The following is a 17,552-nucleotide window of genomic DNA, read 5'->3' as shown; positions in this document are numbered from 1 at the left end:
CGACCTTTGCGCCCATGAACACGCCCGAACTGCCCGAGTTGCCCATCTTTCGCACCATCGCCGACGCGGCCGGGGCCCTCGGCCAGCCGGCCTACGTCATCGGTGGCTACGTGCGCGACCTGGCCTTGGGCCGCGCCAGCAAAGACATCGACGTGGTGACCGTGGGCGACGGCATTGCCCTGGCCCAGGAGGTGGGGCGCCGGCTGCCGGGCCGCGGTAAGGTTACGGTGTTCAAGAACTTCGGCACCGCCATGCTGCCCACCCAGGAAGCTGGCGAAATTGAGTTTGTGGGGGCCCGCAAGGAGAGCTACCGCGCCGAAAGCCGCAAGCCCGAGGTGGAAGTGGGCACACTGGAGGACGACCTGGCCCGGCGCGACTTCACCATCAACGCCCTCGGCCTGAGCCTGAACCCGGCCGATTTTGGGGCCCTGGTGGACCGCTACGGCGGAATGCAGGACCTTAGCACCCAGACCATCCGCACGCCGCTGGGGCCCGACGTGACGTTTTCCGACGACCCGCTGCGGATGATGCGCGCCGTGCGCTTTGCCTCGCAGCTGGGCTTTGACATTGAGCCCGACACCTACGACGCCATTGTGCGCAACAAGGAGCGGATCAAAATTGTGTCGCAGGAGCGCATCACCACCGAGCTGAACAAGATCATCGAGTCGCCGCTGCCCAGCTACGGCTTTAAGCTCCTGTTCCAGACCGGGTTACTGCACCTCATCTTCCCGAAGATGGCGCAGCTCTACGGCGTGGAAAAGGTGGGCAAGCACGCCCATAAGGACAACTTTTACCACACCCTGCAGGTGCTGGATAACGTGGCCGCGGCCGGCGGCGACCTGTGGCTGCGCTGGGCGGCCGTGCTGCACGACATTGCCAAGCCCGCCACCAAGCGCTACTTCCCGGCCCAGGGCTGGACGTTTCACGGCCACGAAGACAAGGGGGCCCGGTGGGTGCCGGGCATTTTTGCCGACCTGAAGCTGCCGCAGGGCGAGGAGATGCGCATGGTGCAGAAGCTGGTGCGCCTGCACCTGCGCCCCATCGCGCTGGTGAAGGAAACCGTGACCGCCGCCGCCGTGCGCCGCCTGCTCTTCGAGGCCGGCGACGACATTGACCGGCTCATGCTGCTGTGCCGGGCCGACATCACAAGCAAGGACCACGAGCGCAAGGCCCGCTACCTGCGCAATTTTGCGGAGGTGGAGGAGAAGCTGAAAGAGGTGGAGGCCCAGGACCACCTGCGCAACTTCAAGCCCGTCATCACCGGCGAAATCATCATGGAAACCTTTGGCCTCAAGCCGTCTAAGGACGTGGGCGAGCTGAAAAACGCCGTGCTGGAGGCCATCCTGGAGGGCACCATTAAAAACGAAATGGCCGAAGCCTGGGCCTTCCTGTTGCAGCAGGGGGCGGCCCGGGGGCTTCGGCCGGAAGGAACCTCATTTCACTCACCAGTCTGAGGGATCCTTCCTTTGTGGAAAGGCTTCGTAGGGCAATAGATGCGGCCGGCGGGGGTAAGGTTGCCCGCTGTGGGGCCCCGGCGAAAATTTTCGGTGCCGGGGCGCCAAAGTGGCCCTAGATTTTGTGGAAGCTGGAGCCGCCCACGGTGCTCACTTTCACGTTCTGGGGCTTGCCGCTGTAGGCTACTTCGCTGCCGCCCACGGCCTCGCCCCGCAGGGTTTCGCTCACGTTGAGGCGGGCCTTGCAGCCGCCCACCAGGCTCACTTTGGCGGTGCGGGTGCGCAGGTTGGCCCCGGCCAGCTCGGCGGCCCCGGCGGCGTCGAGGGCAAGGTCGTCGGCCTGGCCGGTGGCGGTGGTGCGGCAGGGCCCGGCCAGCGACAGCTTCAGGGTGCCGTAGTTGCCGTTGAGGCGCAGGTGGCTCACGCCGGCCTGCTGCACCCGCAGGCGGTCCTGGCGGTCGAAGCCGCCGAGGTCGGCCTGGATGGCCCCGGCCAGCTCCAGGCTTTCCACGGCCGGCATCTCGATGCGGATGAGCACCTTCCGCTGGTCGTCGCCGCCGTTATCGCCGAAAAGGGACGTGTCACGGGGCTTGATTTCCAGGGTATTGCCATCGCGCGTTACCCGCAGTTCGTTCAGCTCATCTTGGTTGCCGCCGGCCTCAATCTTGAAGGCGTCGCCGTGGCGCACCACCACGCGGTAGCCGCCCACCACGCTCACCTGGTTGAAGTCGGTTTCGCTGAAATTGCGGCGGCCGCTGCCGTAGCTGTTCAGGTCGGTGTCGAAGCTGGGGGCCCCGTCCAGGCTGAGGCTGCTGCGGCTGTTATCGTCGTCGTTGTCATCGCCCCCGTCGTTGTCGTTGTCGTCGGCGCTGCTGTCGTAGTTCTCGTCGTCGCTCGAATACGGAGCGCAGTCGAGGCACTGGAAGCGGCCGTTGCGCAGCAGGCGGGCGCGGTGCGGCTCGTCGCCGCTGGGCCGGTGGTTGCCTTGGAAGTCGTCGTCGTCGAGGCGGTCCACGAATTCCTTGGTCAGGCGGTAGCTTTTATCGAGCGGCAAGTGCAGCGTCAGCGTCACCTTCTGGTTGCGGAAGGGCGCGTCGTTGGTCAGCGTGAAGCCGCGGTCGAGCGTCAGCACCGAATCTTGCTGGGTGAAGCTGTAGTGCACCGACGAGGTGGCCATCTGGCGGGCAGCGGCGGCCGAAGCGCCCCGGGCCCGCACTTCCTGCTCGATGAACGGGGCCCGGCCGCTGTCGGCGGGTGCGATGTTCACGTCGATGCTTTCAAAAAACTCGTCGCCGTCTTCGTTATCACCTTGGCGCACACCTAATACCATACTGCGGCCGGGCACCGGGGCCAGCGGACGGGTTGTCGTCACGCTGCCGCGGGTGCGGAACTCGCGGGCCAGCTGGCCACCGGCCACGGCCGAGCCGGCCACGCCCACCAGCCACAGGCCCAGCAGCGAGAGGCCCCCCATGCGCCCCAGCACCGAGCGCCGCAGGATGAGCCGCAGCCCCAGCAGCACCAGCGCCAGCATCGGAATGCCCACCGCCAGCAGCGCCACCACCCCGGCCCAGGGCTGCACGTTGTGCAGCACCGCGGCAAAGCCCTGGGCACTGCCGCCGTCGTCGAAGCGGATGCCCCGGCCGTCGCCGCCCGCCAGCGAAGTAGAGGGCAACAAGCCCGCCACCACGCCCAGGGCAACAAATAAGCTCGCCAACGCGCTGCCGCCCATGAAGATGAGCAGGGCCCCCACGCCCCACCGGATGAGGGTGCCGAGGAAGCTCACGGCCGGCCGGGCCCCGCGGGCCGCGCCTTCCAGAAACGCGCCCACCGGGCGGTTGGGGGCCGTGGCCACGGGGTTGCCGTCGGCGTCGAGCACCGTGGCGCGCAGGTTGTTGTCGATGCCCGAGAGGGTCACGCCTTCGCCGCGCATCTGCATTTTTTCCGACACCGTTTTGGCCTCGGGGGCCACCACCCACAGGATGAGGTAGAGCACGAGCGTGAAGCCGCCCGCAAACAGGCCCGCCAGCAGCAGCACCCGCACCAGCGTCACGTCGAGCTTGAGGTAGTAGGCCAGGCCGGCGGCCACGCCCCCGATTTTGGCCGTGTCGGTGTCGCGGAACAGGCGGCGGCCGGCCAGGGGCCCCGTGCCGGGCGCAATGTCGTCGGGGTTGGGGGCGTCGTAGTTCTTCGGCAGCAGCACCCACAGGATGCCGTAGAGCAGCACGGCAAAGCCCGCGAAGTTCACCGGGTTATCGAAATCGAAGGTGTGGCCGATGCGCAAAAACGGCTTGAACAGCACCAGCGCCACAAAGGCCAGGCGCACCCACAGCGGGTTCACGGCGAAATACTGAGCCAGGCCGGCGGCCACGCCCGCAATTTTGCGATGGGCCATGTCGCGGAACAGGCGCTTGGGGGCCCCATCAGCGGTTTTGCTACCGGGGCCGAAGGGACCGTTGGGACCAAACGGGCCGTTTGAGCTCTGGTTGCCAAACGGGCCTTTGGGGCCGAAGGGGCCCTGGGGCCCAAACGGACCTTTGGTGCCAAACGGACCGTCGGGGCCGAAGGTGCCGCCGGTGGGGGCCCCAGCCGTTTCGGCCTCGTCCTCGTCGTCCAGGTCCGAGGCGAAGTCGCTCACCCGGCCCATTTTGGCCGTCATGGCCTCCACGTCTTCCAGGGTGATGACCTGCTTGGCGGCCGAGAGGCGGGCGCTGAAAATTTCGGCGATGCGGCCCTCGATGTCGGCCACAATATCCTGGTGGCCGCGGAAGCTGGCGAAGTGCGCCTTCACCTCGGCCAGGTAGCGGCCGAGCACTTCGTAGCCGTCTTCTTCGATGTGGAAGATGAGGCCTTGCAAGTTGATGCTGATGTTCTTTTTCATGCGAAAGAAGGCCGAACGAGGCCGGTTAGAGACTGGTGAGTGAAAGGCAAAAAAGCGGGCCGCATCAGCGGGTGTCGCCGGGCGGCCGGCCCTGGCGGATGATGCCCACGGACAGGGCCATTTCCTCCCACGTGTCGCGCAGCTCCTGCAGAAACTGCGCCCCGGCCGGGGTGAGGATGTAGTACTTGCGGGGCGGGCCGCTGGTGCTCTCCTTCCAAGTGTAATCGAGCAGGGCGGCGTTTTTGAGGCGCGTGAGCAGCGGGTAGAGCGTGCCCTCGACCACGATCATGCGGGCCGCCGTGAGCTCCTCCAGCATGTCGGAGGCGTAGGCCTCGCCGCGGGCGATGATTTCCAGGATGCAGAACTCCAGGATGCCCTTGCGCATCTGCACCTGGGTGTTTTCAAGTTTCATGGGCGATGAGGGGGCTAGTGGGTGATGAACAGTACAAATGTATGGTAGGTACTTTGCTTTGCAAGGTACTGTTGCAAAATAGTATGGTGCTTTTCCCAGATGGAATTGCAAAAGGCCCCCAGTGGGTTGTTTAGGCCCTTTTTGCCCGAAAAATATTTTTGCCGCCGCAACCGCACTGGGGGCCCCGCCGGGGCCAATTGCACTGCCTACTACCGGAAATTGTCTGATTCCGGGGCCCCGCCCTGCACTAGAAAGCGGTAACTTGCGTTCCGTCCGCGAGAAAAATCTACCGTCCGCCTATCTATTATGACCCAACGCTACGCCGCTGCTCGGCGGTGGCTGGGGGCCCTGGCCCTCGGGGCCCTGGCCCTGCCCGCCGCTGCCCAAAGCACCACCGCGCCCAAGTACAGCAACGAGTTTCTCAACCTGGGGGTGGGGGCCCGGGCCCTGGGCATGGGCAAGGTGCAGGTGGGCCTGGCCGACGACGCCACAGCCGGCTACTGGAACCCCGCCGGCCTGGCCAACCAAACCCACAAGTACGACGGCGTGCTGATGCACTCCGAGCTGTTCTCGGGCATCGTGAAGAACGACTACGCCGCGTTCTCGATGCCGCTCGACGACAAGAGCGCCATCGGCGTGAGCATCATGCGCTTGGGCGTTGACAACATTGCCGATACGCGCAACCTCATCAACGAGTACGGATACATTCAGTACGACAAAATCACGTACTTCTCAGTGGCCGACTACGCCATGCTGCTCTCCTACGCCCGCAAAATTGGGCAGGTGGAGGGCCTCACCGTGGGGGCCAACGCGAAAATTGTGTACCGCAACGTGGGCAGCTTCGCCAACGCCTACGGCTTCGGGGTGGACCTGGGCGTGCAGTACCGCCACAAGGGCTGGCAGCTGGGCCTCACCGCCCGCGACGTGACCACCACCTTCACCGCCTGGAGCATCAACGCCGACTACTACCGCAGCGCGGTGCTCTACGGCTCGAACGACCCGATTCCGTCGAACCGCAACGAAATCACGCTGCCGCGCCTGGTGCTGGGCGTGGGCCGGCAGTTCAAGCTGCCCCAACAGTTCACCGCCCTGGTGGCCGTGGACCTGGAAACCACCACCGACGGCCAGCGCGGCACGCTCGTGTCCACCGGCGTGGTGAGTGTGGACCCGCGCGCCGGCGTGGAGCTGGGCTACAAAAACCTGGTGTTCTTGCGCGGCGGGGCCGGCAACTTTCAGAAAATCACCGATTTCAGCGGCGCCCAGCCGTGGAAAGGGCAGTACAGCCTGGGGGCCGGCGTGGCCATCAGCGGCCTGCGCGTGGACCTGGCCCTGTCGCGCCTCGCGGTGGAGGCCCTGGGCCAAAGCTCGCAAACCAACTCGCTGATTGTAAGCCTGGGCTACGGCTTTAAATAACCGACTATTTGCTGCTATATCCTTCCAACTTACCGGCCGGGGCGACGGCCGGGTGTATTCATTAGGCTATGAAACAACTTACTACCCGCAAAATGGTGCAATGGGCTGTCTGCGCCTGGCTGCTGCTGCTGAGCGGCGGCGCGGTGCAGGCGCAGTCGGGGCCCTACGGCAACGAGTGGATTGCGCCGGGCCAGACGTATTACAAAATCAAGATTACCCGCGACGCCCTCTACCGCCTTGACTACGCCTACCTGACCAAGGCCGGCCTCAGCAATGGCCTCGACCCCAGCCGCTTGCAGCTGTGGCGGCGCGGCAAGGAGCTGGCCGTGTACCAGGGCGGGGCCCCCACCACGTTCGACGCCAGCACGTACCTGGAGTTCTACGGCCAGCGCAACGACGGCGTCCTCGACCGCGACCTCTACCGCGCCAACGGCGACCAGCCCCACCAGCTCTACAGCTTCTATACCGATACGGCCGCCTATTTCCTCACCTACCCGGGCCCCTCGGGGCCCCAGGGCCGGCGCATGGCCGAGTCGCAGTCGGCCGGTGGGGGCACGCCCCAGGCATGGTGGCTATACGCCCCGGCCCAGCCCATCGTGAACGCCTACGTGGAAGACCCGGTGGGGCCCAACCAGGTCACGTTTTTGCCCTGGCTGGGCTCGAGCGAGGGCTTTCGCTCCAGCACCACGCCGGGGGCGGGCAACGGCAACGGCATTTTTGATGGCGTGGTGGGCGGGCTGCGCGCCGTGCCGGGCACGGGCCCCGCGCCGGCTCCCACCATTGAGGTGGGCCTGAGCGGCGGCACGCTGGTGCCGCACTTCACCCAAGTAGCGGTGGCCAACCCGGCCAACCCCACCGTGTTCCGTACGCTGGGCACCGTCACTTACAGCAACTACGACAACGTGACGCGCCGCTTCGCGCTGCTGCGCTCCGATGTGGGGGCCGACGGCACGGTGCGCATCCGGTGCTCGGTGCCGGTTACCAGCACCAGCAGCAGCACCCGCGACGCCTTCCGCGTGTCGTTCCTGCGGGCAGTGGTGCCCCAGGCCAGCCGCTGGTTCAAAGGGGGCCCCCAGTTTTTCCGGAGCGATTCTACGCTGAGCGCGCCGGCCGCATTTGAAGTAGACAGCATCCCGGCCACCGCCCGTGGCTACGACGTGCACGACCCCTGGAACGTGCAGCGCATTGCGCCCGCCGCCGCCACCGCGCTGGGGGCCCTGGGCCGCCGCTTCGTGTTTCCGAGCGCCACCGCCGCGCAGTCGCGCCGCCTGCTGCTGGCCGATGCCGCCGCGGCCGAAGTGCCCGCCGCGCCCCGCCGCCTCGTGTTCCGGGCCCTCAACGCCCGGGCCACCTTCGCCATCGTCACGCACCCGCAGGTGTACGGGGCCTCCAAGGCACCGCGGCTGTACGCGGGCTACCGGGCCTCGGCGGCCGGCGGGGCCTACGACACGCTGGTGGTGACGGCCCCGCAGCTCTACGACCAGTTCCACTACGGCGAGCGGTCGTGGCTAGCGCTGCGCCACTTTAGCCTGTGGCTGGTGGCCGGGGCCCCCACCAACCCCAACCGCTACATGCTGCTGCTGGGCAAGGGCATCGTGCCCAGCGAATCGTCCTACGGAGGCCGCCTTTTCCGCACCGCCGGCGAAATGGGCTTCGACCTGATTCCCACCAGCTCGCGGGCCGTGTCGGATAACATGATATCGGCCGATTTCCGGGCCGGTGACTACCGGGCCAAGATTCGCACCGGCCGCCTCACGGTGGTGAACGAGCAACAAGTGCTCACCTACCTGGCCAAGCTGAAGGAGCACGAGGCGCTGGGCCTGGCCCCGTGGCGCAAAAACGTGCTGCACCTGGTGGCCGGCACCGACAAGACCGAAACCGACGACTTCCGGGCCACGATGGACCGCGGCAAGGTGCGCGTAGAGCAGCCCTTTTTTGGCGGCACCGTCACCACCCGCGAGGTAACCAGCGCCTTGCCCGTGCCCGTCAACATCGCCACCGAGTTGAACGCGGGCCTCTCATTCATCACGTTTTTCGGCCACGGCTCCAACAACCATTTCCTGCTCGACTTTGGCACCCCCGCCGACGCGGGCAGCGGCTACACCAACGCGGGCAAGTACCCCATGCTGTTTCTGAACGGCTGCGCGGGCAACCACACCTTCACCACCGGCTACACCCGCGTCGAAGACTGGCTCTTTAATGTGCCCAGCGCCGGGGCCCTGGGCTCGCTCGGCGAGTACGGCTTCAGCTACCCCGACCGGCTGGCCACCTCGCAGGACACCATTTACCGGCTCATGCTGAATGACGCCCGGTACTACGGCCAGCCCGTCACGGCGGTGCACGACGAGATGGTGAGCCGGCTCCAGAAGCTGCCTTCCTTTAAGGACGACGTGGGCATTGAGCAGCTGCTGGGCACCGGTTGGCAGGGCGACCCCGCCCTGACGCTGTACGCGCCGGCCAAGCCCGACTTTGTGGCCAGCAGCGCGGCCCTGGCCGTGGCCTCGGCCAACCCGCCCACCGACGTGACGGCGGCCTCGGCCTCGTTTCTGCTGAACATCGGCGTGAGCAACCCCGGCAAGGTCACCCGCGAGCCGGTCGAGATTCGGGTGACGCGCAGCTACGTGGGCACCAGTCGGCCCGACGACGTGTACACCCAAGTGTTCCGCCAGGCCTTCCGGCGCGATACGGTGTACGCCTTCCCCATCACCAACACGGTGGTAAACGGCGTGAACGTGTTCGGCAACAACCAATTCACGGTGGAGCTGGACTACCAGAAAAAGGTGGCCGAACTAGACGAAACCAACAACACGGCCACGCTCAGCTACACCTTTTTGCAAGGCGGCGTGACGGCGCTGAACCCGCCCGAATTTGCCATTGTGCCCAATCGCACGCCCCGCCTGGTGGCCCAGACCAACGACCCCAACGGGGCCCCCCGACTCTTTAATGTGGAGCTGGACACGACTGCGGCCTTCAACAGCCCCCTTGTGCAGCGCACCGACATCACGGCCCCGCTGCTGGTGAGCTGGCGGCCCGCGCTGCCCGCCATTGCCGGGCGCGACAGCGTGGTGTGGTACTGGCGCGTCCGCTTTGCCGCCGCCGCCGCGGGCGAAGACGGCCGCTGGGCCACCAGCTCGTTCCGCGTCATCGACGGGGCCAGCGGCTGGTCGCAGAGCCACTACGCCCAACTCCAGCGCAACACGCTGAAGGGCGCCACCGTGGCGGGCCCCAACGGCCGCTGGGCGTTTGACGCGCAGAACACGCGGGCCACTATCACCTCGGCCCGCATCGGCCCGGCGCAGGAGTGGAAAACGCTGCTGCACCAAGTCACGCGCGCCAACGGCTCCAGCAGCTTCCGGCTGCGCCTGCTGGGCATCGACGCCAACGGTGTTACCAAAGAGCTGAACGCCAACGTGCCGTCGTCGCGGTTTTCGCTGGCCGGCATATCGGCCACTGAGTACCCGTACCTACAGCTGGAGCTGAGCGTGGCCGACACCAACCGCGTGGCTCCGCAGCTGCGCGAGTGGCTGGTGCTCTACACCGGCGTGCCCGAGGGCATCGTGCGGCGCGACCTGGTGCCGGCCGCCACCTACGCGCCCGCCGCGCTGCTGGCCCAGGCCGCCGGCAACGGCAAGCTCGCCTTCCCGGTGCAGTTTGAGAACGTGTCGGCGCTGCCCTTTGGGGCCCCCATGCGGGTGAAAACGGAGGTGTTCGACAGCAATACCAACACCCAGGTGGCCTCGGTGGTCCAGACCGTGACGGCGCCCTTGCAGCCCGACGCCATCCTGGTCCAGAACGTAGAAGTGCCCCTCACCGGCAAGTTCGGTAACCTGTCCACACGGGTGACGTTCAACCCGTTGCCGGTGGCCCCCACTGATCCCAAGGCCTTGCCCGAGCTCACCCACGTCAACAATGAGTTGAACCTGGCGCCCTTCCAGGTGGGCAGCACGAGCGTGCCGCCGGTGCTCGACGTGGCCTTCGACGGCCGCCACATCCTAAACGGCGAAATCGTGTCGCCGCGCCCCATAGTCACTCTCCAGCTCACCGATACCGACAAGCTGCGGCCCTTGGCCGACGCCTCGGCCTTCACCGTGTACCTGCAATCGGGCACTGGCCCGGCCACGGCCGTGAATGTGCTGGGCCCCGACGCCACCTTCCGTGTGGAAACCACTGCGGCCGGTAGCACGGCCTACCTCGACTACCATCCCGGCCGCACCACCCCGCTGCCCGACGGCACCTACACCCTGCGCGCGCAGGGCCGCAACACGGCCAACCTCAGCGCCGCCGCCCAGGAGTTCCAGGTGAAATTCACGGTCGTGAACGCCTCGCAAATCACCAACGTGTACCCCTACCCGAACCCAGTGACGAGCAAAGCGCGCTTCGTGTTCACGGTGACGGGCCAGGAGCTGCCGCGCAATATGAAAATCCAGATCATGACCCTGACGGGGCGCGTGGTGCGCGAGATTTTCATGGGCGAGCTGGGCAATATTCACCTGGGCAATAACCTCACCGATTTTGCCTGGGACGGCACCGACCAGTACGGCGACCGCCTCGCCAACGGCACCTACCTCTACCGCGTCAGCCTCGACGACCCGGACGGCAAGTTCTCGCAGCGCGCCACCAGCGGCGACCAAGCGTTTAAGAACGACTGGGGCAAGCTGGTGCTGCTGCGCTAATTGTAGCCAACTGCCAACGCACAAAAAAAGCCGCCTAAATGGGCGGCTTTTTTTGTGCACTTTAGGGCTCCGGGTTACGGCAATTCCTTCTGCAGCCGCACGTAGGGGATGCCCTCCTTTTCGTAAGCCGGCCCGTCGGGTCCCAGGCCGAACCGCTCGTAGAACGGCAGCGTGGCCAGCCGGGCGCTGCACCAAATGCGCTGGGCCCCCAGCCGGGCCGCCTCCGCTAGCACGTGGCGTAGCAACGCCGTGCCCAGCCCCCGTCCCTGGCAGTCGGGCCGGGTGGCAAACTTGCGGAACTGCGCCAGGGGCCCCGGCACGAACAGCGAAATCACCGCCACCAGCTCCTCGCCCTGAAATGCGCCGAAGTGCTGGCCCGTCGGGTCATCGGGCAGGTGGCAGTATTCCACCGGCTTATCGGGCCACAGCACCTGGTGGCGTAGCGGGTACGTGGCGGCAAAGGGAATGGGCCGGATGTCCATTAGCAAAGAAAATAGGGGCCCCGGCTCAGCGGCGGCGCAGCGTCACGAAGCTGAAAGCGTAGGGGTTATCGGCGTCGGCTTCGTGCCGTTCGCGGGTTTCCTCGCGCCACGCGGTGGGGGAGAGGGCCGGGAAGGTGGCGTCGCCCTCAAAGGCGTGGTGCACTTCGGTGAGGTACACCACGTCGGCCGCGTTCAGGGCTTCGCGGTAGATTTCGCCGCCGCCGATGACGCATACCATTTCATTATCAAGCTCTTGGGCGCGGGCCAGGGCCCCCAGCACCGACGCCACGGCCTCGCAGCCGGGCGCGGCCCAGCCGGCCTGGCGCGTCACCACCAGGTTGGGGCGGCCCGGCAGGGCCCGGCCGATGCTGTCGTAGGTTTTGCGGCCCATCACCACCGGATGCCCCAGCGTGAGGGCCTTGAAGTGCTGCAAATCGGTTTTCATCCGGCCCCAGGGCAGCTGCCCATCGCGGCCAATCACGTCGTTATCGGCCACGGCCACTACCAATGCTACCATCTCAGAAAACCAGTTTATTACCCCGTAAAAACTCCTCCACGCTCATGCGTTTTTTGCCCTCGGCCTGCACGTCGAGCAGGTCGAGCCAGCCGTCGGCGGCGCGCACGCGCAGGTAGCGGCGGCCGTCGGTGGCCCAGGTGCCGGGTTCTTCCTGCGAGCCCGCGGGTAGGGCCCCAGCGCGGAATATTTTGAGCGTGCGGCCGTCGGGCAGCGGCGCGAAGGCCGTGGGCACCGGGGAGAGGCCCCGCACCAGGTTCACCAAATCGACGGCCGACTGGGTGAGGTCGAGCCGGCCGGTTTCCTTGCTGATTTTGGGAGCCGGGCGCAGGTCGCCGTCCATTTGCTGGGGCAGGCTGGGGGCGGTGCCGGCGGCCAGGGCCTCCACCGAGCGGCGCGCCAGCAGGGCCCCGGCGTGCTGGAGCTTGGTGTAGAGCGTGCCGAAATCATCCTCGGGCAGGATGGCCACGCGGTCCTGGAAAATCAGGTCGCCGGTGTCGATTTCGTGGCGCAAAAAGAAGCTGCTCACGCCGGTTTCCGTTTCGCCCCGGATGAGGGCCCAGTTGATGGGGGCCGCCCCGCGGTACTGCGGCAGCAGCGAGGCGTGAATGTTGATGGAGCCCAGCCGCGGCATGGCCCACACCGCCTCGGGCAGCATCCGGAAGGCCACCACTACTTGCAAATCAGCGCCGTAGCTTTTTAATTCGGCCTGGAATTCGGGCGACTTTAGGTTGGTGGGTTGCAGCACGGGCAGGCCGTGGCCCTCGGCGGCGGCCTTCACGGCCGAGGCCTGGAGCTGGCGGCCGCGCCCAGCGGGCCGGTCGGGGGCCGTGACGACGGCCACCACCCGGCCACCGGGCCAGCCCAGCAGCGCCTCCAGGGTGGCCACCGCAAAGTCGGGCGTGCCCATGAAAATGATGTTCAGCATGTAGTTGTCGGTTATTCGTTGTCGGTTGTTAGTAATCGAGTAGGTGCTGCGTTCGAGATGCCGGTGGCTAGCGCCCTTTGCGCCTGGCAACCGGCAACGAACAACGGCCAACTATTTTTCCGGGTACAGCAGATACTTCTGGCGCATTTGCTTGTACTGGCCCAGCCCCGGCTCCCAGGAGGCGCGGATTTCGGCCTCGGTTTTGCCGGCGATGATTTGCTGGCGCAGGGCCACCGTGCCGCTCAGTTGCTCAAACTTATTGCTGAAAAAATGCGCTTTGTCGGTGCTCTGTTGATAAAAATCGAGTAGGTACTGCACCGAGAAGCCGGTGGGCGGCGCTGGGGCCCCCCGCAAATCGAGGCCGCGGCACAGCTGGCCGTTGAGGGGCGGGGTGGGTGAGCCGGCGTTGGGCTGGGGGGTGAACGTGAACGGCCGGCTGGCCGGCTGCGTGGGGCCCCCAATGGCCTCGAACGGGAAATCGGTGCCGCGGGCCACGCTGATGTTGGTGCCTTCAAACAAGCAGATGGTGGGGTAGAGGGCCACGGCGTGCGGCGTGGGCAGGTTGGGGGAGGGGCGCACGGGCAGGGCGTAGGGCGTGGCGTGGGTGTAGCCGGGGCCCAACGGCACCACCGTGAGGCGGCAGCGGCGGCCCCCGGCCAGCCATTTTTCGCCGTTTATCATGCCCGCCAGCTCGCCCACCGTGAGGCCGTGGGCAATGGGCAGCGGGTCTTGGGCCACGAATGAAACGAAGGCGGGCTCGCGCACGGGGCCGTCCACGGCGGCCCCGTTGGGGTTGGGCCGGTCGAGCACGATGACGGATTTGCCCTGCTCGGCGGCGGCTTCCATCACCAGGTGCAGGGTGCTGATGAAGGTGTAGAACCGGGCCCCCACGTCTTGAATGTCATAGATTAATACGTCCACGTCGGCCAGCATTTCGGGGGTGGGCTTCCGGGTTTTGCCGTACAGCGAGCGCACGAGCACGCCGCTGCGGGCGTCGCGCCCGTCCTGGATGAGGGCCCCGTCGGCGGCCTCGCCGCGGAAGCCGTGCTCGGGCGCGAAAATGGCCGCCACGTTCACGCCGCGGCTGCGCAGCGTGTCCACGAGGTAGGCGTTGCCCACGCGGCTCGATTGGTTGACGACCAGGCCCACGCGCTTGCCTTGCAGCAGCGGCAGGTACTTGGCCAGCTGGGCCGCGCCCACCACCGGGCCAGCCGGCGCGGGGGCCCCTGGGGCCCTGGGGGCCCTCGCCGCGGCCGGGGCCCCAGCGGGTGCGGGGGCGGCGGCGCAGGTGCGCAGCGCCAGCAGCAGCGCCACGAAAGGAAGGGAAGCAGGGCTGGGCATGGCGGCGGGGGCGTTAGTTTGGGGTGAAAAGCGAAACTTCTGGGTTTGGGGGTGCGCAATCTGCGTAGCTTTACGGCACTGCATGAACGTTGCCCGCTACATATCGCACAAAATCGACGGCGGGGCCGATTCCGGCTCCTTCACTTCGTCGGTCACAAAAATAGCCATCATCAGCATCGCCATGGGGCTGGGCGTGATGATTGTGTCATTTGCCATCCTGCAAGGGTTTCGCAACGAGATCCAAAGCAAGATTTTTTCGTTCGGCGCCCACCTCCAGGTGTCGCGCTTCGATACGAACAATTCGCTCGAAGTGGCCCCCATCGGGGCCCCGTCCGTGGAGAAGCGCCTGCACCAGTTCCCGCAGGTGAAAACGGTGCAGGCCTACGCCTATAAAACGGCCATCATCAAAACCCCCGACGAGGTGCTGGGCGTGGTGGTGAAGGGCATCGACGAGAAGGAGGGCCAGTCGCCCATGCGCCAGAACCTGGTGGCGGGCCAGTTCCTTCACTTCCCCACCGACTCGGCCAGCAACGAGGTGCTGCTCTCGCGCAAGATGGCCAACAAGCTGAACCTCAGGGTGGGCAGCGAGGCCCTGTTTTACTTCATCCAGAACCCGCCCCGCATCCGGCGCTTCCGGGTGAGCGGCATTTACCAAACCGGGCTCGACGAGTTCGACGATGCCTACGTGGTGGGCGACATCCGCCAGATCCGGGAGCTGAACGCCTGGCCCGATTCGCTGGTGGGCGGCCTGGAGGTGGTGCTCAAGGACTTCAAGCACCTCGACCGCACCGCCGACCAGCTCTACGAGGCGCTGCCCTACGACCTGAAAATTGACAAGATTACCGAGCAGTACGCCCAGCTTTTCGACTGGCTGCAGCTGCTCAACCGTAACGTCATTATCTTCTTGGTGCTCATCATCTTCGTGGCTACGTTCAACATGGTGGCCACCATTTTCATCATGATTCTGGAGCGCACCAACATGATTGGCGTGCTGAAGGCGCTGGGCTCGACGGATAACCAAATCCGGCGGATTTTCTTCTTCCGGGGCCTCTCGCTCACGGTGCGCGGCATGCTCATCGGCAACGCGGTAGGCCTGGGTTTCTGCGCCATCCAGTACTTTTTCAAGGTTATCCCGCTCGACCCCGAGAACTACTACATGGACCGGGTACCGATTTTCTGGGACCTCAAGGTGCTGCTCATCCTCAACGTGGCCACCTTCGGCACCACGCTGCTAGCCATCCTCATTCCCACGTACTTAATCTCGCGGATTAAGCCCGTAGTGGCCATCAAGTTCGATTAAGAACGTAGCGCGGACTTTGTAGTCCGCGGCGCTCGCTTCGTCCTGTCGGTTAATCGTTGGGCAATTAAATTACCATTCAGCGACTGGTAGGACGAAGCGAAAGCCGCGGACTACAAAGTCCGCGCTACATCGTTCAACAGCGCCTAAGCTACAGCAGCGGCGAGCGCAGCAGCAGGTTCGGGTCGGGGCAGCGGGCGGCCCACTGGGCGCGCTCGTCGGGCCGGGCCACGCCGGGGAAATCGCCCTGGCGGCCTTGCAGGTCCAGCATCAGCTGGAAGTGCAGGTGCGGGGGCCAGTCGCCGTTTTCGGGGTAGGGCCCCACAGTGGCGAAGGTTTCGCCAGCCGCCAAGGTTTGGCCGGGGCGCAGGCCCAGCCACTCAGCGCGGCTCAGGTGGCCGTACAGGCTGTAGAAAACGGTGCCGTCCAGCTCGTGCTGCAGAATAACGGTGGGGCCGTAATCGCCGAAATTATTGTTGTCGGCTAGGCTGTGCACAATGGCGGGCAGCGGCGCGGCCACGGGTGTGCCGGCGGGCACCCACACGTCCACCCCCAGGTGCAGGGAGCGGGCCAATTCGGCCGCCCCAAAATGGGCGCTGCGGCGATAGATAACGCGGTTTTCGAGGTAGCCGCCGAGGCCGGTGGCGGCGTGCTGGTCGGCCAGCATCTGCTGCACCAGCGCGTCGAAGGCGGGCGTGTCGCGCAGGGCTTCGGGGGTGAGCAGCGGGTTGGCGGCGGTGAAATCGAGGCGGGCGGCGCTGGGGGCCCCCAGGGGCAGGGGCACCACCGGCGCGGCCGGAACCAGCGCCAGGGCGCGGAGAAAAGGAGTGGGCATGGGCAAGATTTTGGCGCGGGGGCCCCGGTGGCGAAACCCCTGGGGCCGCGGCAAGTTACCTTTGGGGCCCGGTTTTGTGCCGGCCGCCGGCCGCCCCGTGGGGGCCCGGCGGCCCGGCCCGTGCCCAGCCGCCGCTTTCCAGTATTCATTCCCTCCGCTACTATATTAAGATGTACCAAACCCTGACCGTTGTTGCGCTGACCCAGGAAACCCCCGATGCCATCACCATTCACCTGGAGCGGCCCGACCGGCAGCCCATTGCGGCCCAGCCTGGCCAGTTCCTGACCCTGATTTTACCCTGCGGCCCGGGCGGCAAAAAGGAGCGCCGCGCCTATTCGCTCAGCAGCACTCCGCACGAGGCCCCGCGCCTGGCCGTGACGGTGAAGCGCGTGCTGGGTGGCCTGATGAGCAACTACTTGCTGGATACCGTGCGCGTGGGCCAGCAAATCGAAGTGATGAACCCGCTCGGCAACTTCACCCTCAAGCCCAGCCCCAAGGCCGCCCGCTCGCTGGTGCTGGTGGGGGCCGGCTCGGGCATCACGCCCCTGATGGCCATGCTCAAGGCCGTGCTGCACGGCGAGGCGGCCAGCCACGTGCTGCTCATTTACGGCAACCGCAACGAGGAAAACGTCATCTTTAAAGATCAGCTCGCGCAGCTGGAAGCCAGCAGCCGCGGCCGCCTGCAAGTGGAGCACGTGTACAGCCAGCCGCTGCGCCCCGGGGGCCCCCACCAGCACACTGGCCGCCTCAACCGCACCACGCTGCTGCGCATTCTGGAGCAGCGCCACCAGTTCCCGGCCGAGCAGGCCGAGTATTTCCTCTGCGGGCCCGAGGGGCTGATGACGGAGGCCCGCGCCGCATTCGACCTGCTGGGCGTGCCCGAAAGCCGCGTGCACTGGGAGAGCTTCACGGCCTCCACCAGCACGTTTGAGGAAGCGGCCGTGGCGGCGGCCGGTGCGCACGGCGACGTATCGGCCAGCCCGGCCGATGCCCCCGCTGGGGCCCGGCGCGTGACGGTGCAGTACGAAGGGGCCGAGTACGTGGTGGCCGTGCCCGCCGGCACCACCATCCTCGACGCCGCCCTTGACCAGGACATCGACCTGCCCTACTCGTGCCAGGCGGGCGTTTGCACCGCCTGCCGCGGCAAGTGCCTGAGCGGCAAGGTACACCTGGATGAGCGCGACGGTTTATCGGATTCGGAACTGAAGCTAGGCTACATCCTCACCTGCGTGGCCCACCCCCAAACCGACGACGTAGTGATTGAAATCGGCTAGGGCCCCTGGGCAACTTTTTGCCGCGGATGCGGGTTTGCAGGCCTTCGCATG

12 protein-coding genes are annotated in these 17,552 nt (G+C 66.3%); 5 read left to right on the top strand and 7 right to left on the bottom strand.

From position 1 onward, the window contains the following. The first annotated feature begins 14 nt into the window (after window positions 1-14). The gene (locus tag EAH73_RS08945; protein ID WP_140466149.1) at window positions 15-1,454 is read left to right on the top strand and encodes a CCA tRNA nucleotidyltransferase; all 1,440 of its coding nucleotides are present in this window, start codon (window positions 15-17) and stop codon (window positions 1,452-1,454) included. A gap of 115 nt (window positions 1,455-1,569) precedes the next feature. On the opposite strand, the gene EAH73_RS08940 is transcribed toward EAH73_RS08945, so the two are convergent. Together EAH73_RS08940 and EAH73_RS08935 are read right to left on the bottom strand one after the other, a co-directional pair. Continuing rightward, window positions 1,570-4,332, bottom strand: coding sequence for a PspC domain-containing protein (locus EAH73_RS08940; RefSeq protein WP_140466148.1), 2,763 nt, complete (start codon window positions 4,330-4,332; stop codon window positions 1,570-1,572). Between the two features lie 64 nt (window positions 4,333-4,396). Further along, window positions 4,397-4,744 (bottom strand): PadR family transcriptional regulator, encoded by a 348-nt coding sequence (locus tag EAH73_RS08935; protein WP_068234140.1) that lies wholly within the window; start codon window positions 4,742-4,744, stop codon window positions 4,397-4,399. Between the two features lie 306 nt (window positions 4,745-5,050). Between EAH73_RS08935 and EAH73_RS08930 the strand changes: the two genes are divergently transcribed. Then, window positions 5,051-6,157: a PorV/PorQ family protein gene (locus EAH73_RS08930; RefSeq protein ID WP_140466147.1), complete on the top strand. Its 1,107-nt coding sequence runs from the start codon at window positions 5,051-5,053 to the stop codon at window positions 6,155-6,157. 68 nt (window positions 6,158-6,225) lie between these two features. Beyond that, window positions 6,226-10,830 carry a C25 family cysteine peptidase gene (locus tag EAH73_RS08925; protein WP_140466146.1) on the top strand — a complete coding sequence of 1,535 codons (4,605 nt, stop codon included), beginning with the start codon at window positions 6,226-6,228 and terminating at the stop codon, window positions 10,828-10,830. A gap of 74 nt (window positions 10,831-10,904) precedes the next feature. Here EAH73_RS08925 and EAH73_RS08920 read toward each other — a convergent pair whose 3' ends face one another. The 4 genes from EAH73_RS08920 to EAH73_RS08905 form a co-directional block, all read right to left on the bottom strand. Further along, window positions 10,905-11,312 carry a GNAT family N-acetyltransferase gene (locus EAH73_RS08920; protein WP_140466145.1) on the bottom strand — a complete coding sequence of 136 codons (408 nt, stop codon included), beginning with the start codon at window positions 11,310-11,312 and terminating at the stop codon, window positions 10,905-10,907. A gap of 25 nt (window positions 11,313-11,337) precedes the next feature. Next, window positions 11,338-11,829, bottom strand: a complete 492-nt coding sequence (locus EAH73_RS08915; RefSeq protein ID WP_140466144.1) for a dihydrofolate reductase — start codon at window positions 11,827-11,829, stop codon at window positions 11,338-11,340. A gap of 1 nt (window position 11,830) precedes the next feature. Then, the gene (fmt, locus tag EAH73_RS08910) at window positions 11,831-12,754 is read right to left on the bottom strand and encodes a methionyl-tRNA formyltransferase (RefSeq protein WP_193560197.1); all 924 of its coding nucleotides are present in this window, start codon (window positions 12,752-12,754) and stop codon (window positions 11,831-11,833) included. Between the two features lie 111 nt (window positions 12,755-12,865). Next, entirely contained in the window at window positions 12,866-14,095 is a 1,230-nt protein-coding gene (locus EAH73_RS08905; protein ID WP_140466143.1) for an exo-beta-N-acetylmuramidase NamZ domain-containing protein, read from the bottom strand. 82 nt (window positions 14,096-14,177) lie between these two features. Here EAH73_RS08905 and EAH73_RS08900 point away from each other — a divergent pair, with 82 nt between their 5' ends. After that, window positions 14,178-15,395 carry an ABC transporter permease gene (locus EAH73_RS08900; RefSeq protein ID WP_140466142.1) on the top strand — a complete coding sequence of 406 codons (1,218 nt, stop codon included), beginning with the start codon at window positions 14,178-14,180 and terminating at the stop codon, window positions 15,393-15,395. 148 nt (window positions 15,396-15,543) lie between these two features. Here the strand turns inward: EAH73_RS08900 and EAH73_RS08895 are convergent, their stop codons facing one another. Continuing rightward, window positions 15,544-16,227, bottom strand: coding sequence for a peptidoglycan DD-metalloendopeptidase family protein (locus EAH73_RS08895; protein ID WP_140466141.1), 684 nt, complete (start codon window positions 16,225-16,227; stop codon window positions 15,544-15,546). Window positions 16,228-16,397: 170 nt separating this feature from the next. On the opposite strand from EAH73_RS08895, the gene EAH73_RS08890 reads away from it, so the two are divergent. After that, entirely contained in the window at window positions 16,398-17,501 is a 1,104-nt protein-coding gene (locus tag EAH73_RS08890; protein ID WP_140466140.1) for a ferredoxin--NADP reductase, read from the top strand. The last annotated feature ends 51 nt before the right edge of the window (window positions 17,502-17,552 follow it).

Origin of the sequence: Hymenobacter nivis (assembly GCF_006439025.1) — a bacterium.
In the GTDB taxonomy this organism is placed as follows: Bacteria; Bacteroidota; Bacteroidia; order Cytophagales; family Hymenobacteraceae; genus Hymenobacter; species Hymenobacter nivis_A.
The sequence above is the reverse complement of the archived record's forward strand: the minus strand, read 5'-3'. Positions and strand labels throughout refer to the sequence as shown.

Excerpts from the sequence above, each read along its gene's own strand:
- EAH73_RS08915 (WP_140466144.1), bottom strand. The coding sequence starts at position 11,829 with ATGGTAGCATTGGTAGTGGCCGTGGCCGATAACGACGTGATTGGCCGC.
- EAH73_RS08940 (WP_140466148.1), bottom strand. The coding sequence starts at position 4,332 with ATGAAAAAGAACATCAGCATCAACTTGCAAGGCCTCATCTTCCACATC.
- EAH73_RS08900 (WP_140466142.1), top strand. The coding sequence starts at position 14,178 with ATGAACGTTGCCCGCTACATATCGCACAAAATCGACGGCGGGGCCGAT.
- EAH73_RS08890 (WP_140466140.1), top strand. The coding sequence starts at position 16,398 with ATGTACCAAACCCTGACCGTTGTTGCGCTGACCCAGGAAACCCCCGAT.
- EAH73_RS08925 (WP_140466146.1), top strand. The coding sequence starts at position 6,226 with ATGAAACAACTTACTACCCGCAAAATGGTGCAATGGGCTGTCTGCGCC.
- EAH73_RS08930 (WP_140466147.1), top strand. The coding sequence starts at position 5,051 with ATGACCCAACGCTACGCCGCTGCTCGGCGGTGGCTGGGGGCCCTGGCC.
- EAH73_RS08945 (WP_140466149.1), top strand. The coding sequence starts at position 15 with ATGAACACGCCCGAACTGCCCGAGTTGCCCATCTTTCGCACCATCGCC.
- fmt (WP_193560197.1), bottom strand. The coding sequence starts at position 12,754 with ATGCTGAACATCATTTTCATGGGCACGCCCGACTTTGCGGTGGCCACC.
- EAH73_RS08920 (WP_140466145.1), bottom strand. The coding sequence starts at position 11,312 with ATGGACATCCGGCCCATTCCCTTTGCCGCCACGTACCCGCTACGCCAC.
- EAH73_RS08905 (WP_140466143.1), bottom strand. The coding sequence starts at position 14,095 with ATGCCCAGCCCTGCTTCCCTTCCTTTCGTGGCGCTGCTGCTGGCGCTG.
- EAH73_RS08935 (WP_068234140.1), bottom strand. The coding sequence starts at position 4,744 with ATGAAACTTGAAAACACCCAGGTGCAGATGCGCAAGGGCATCCTGGAG.
- EAH73_RS08895 (WP_140466141.1), bottom strand. The coding sequence starts at position 16,227 with ATGCCCACTCCTTTTCTCCGCGCCCTGGCGCTGGTTCCGGCCGCGCCG.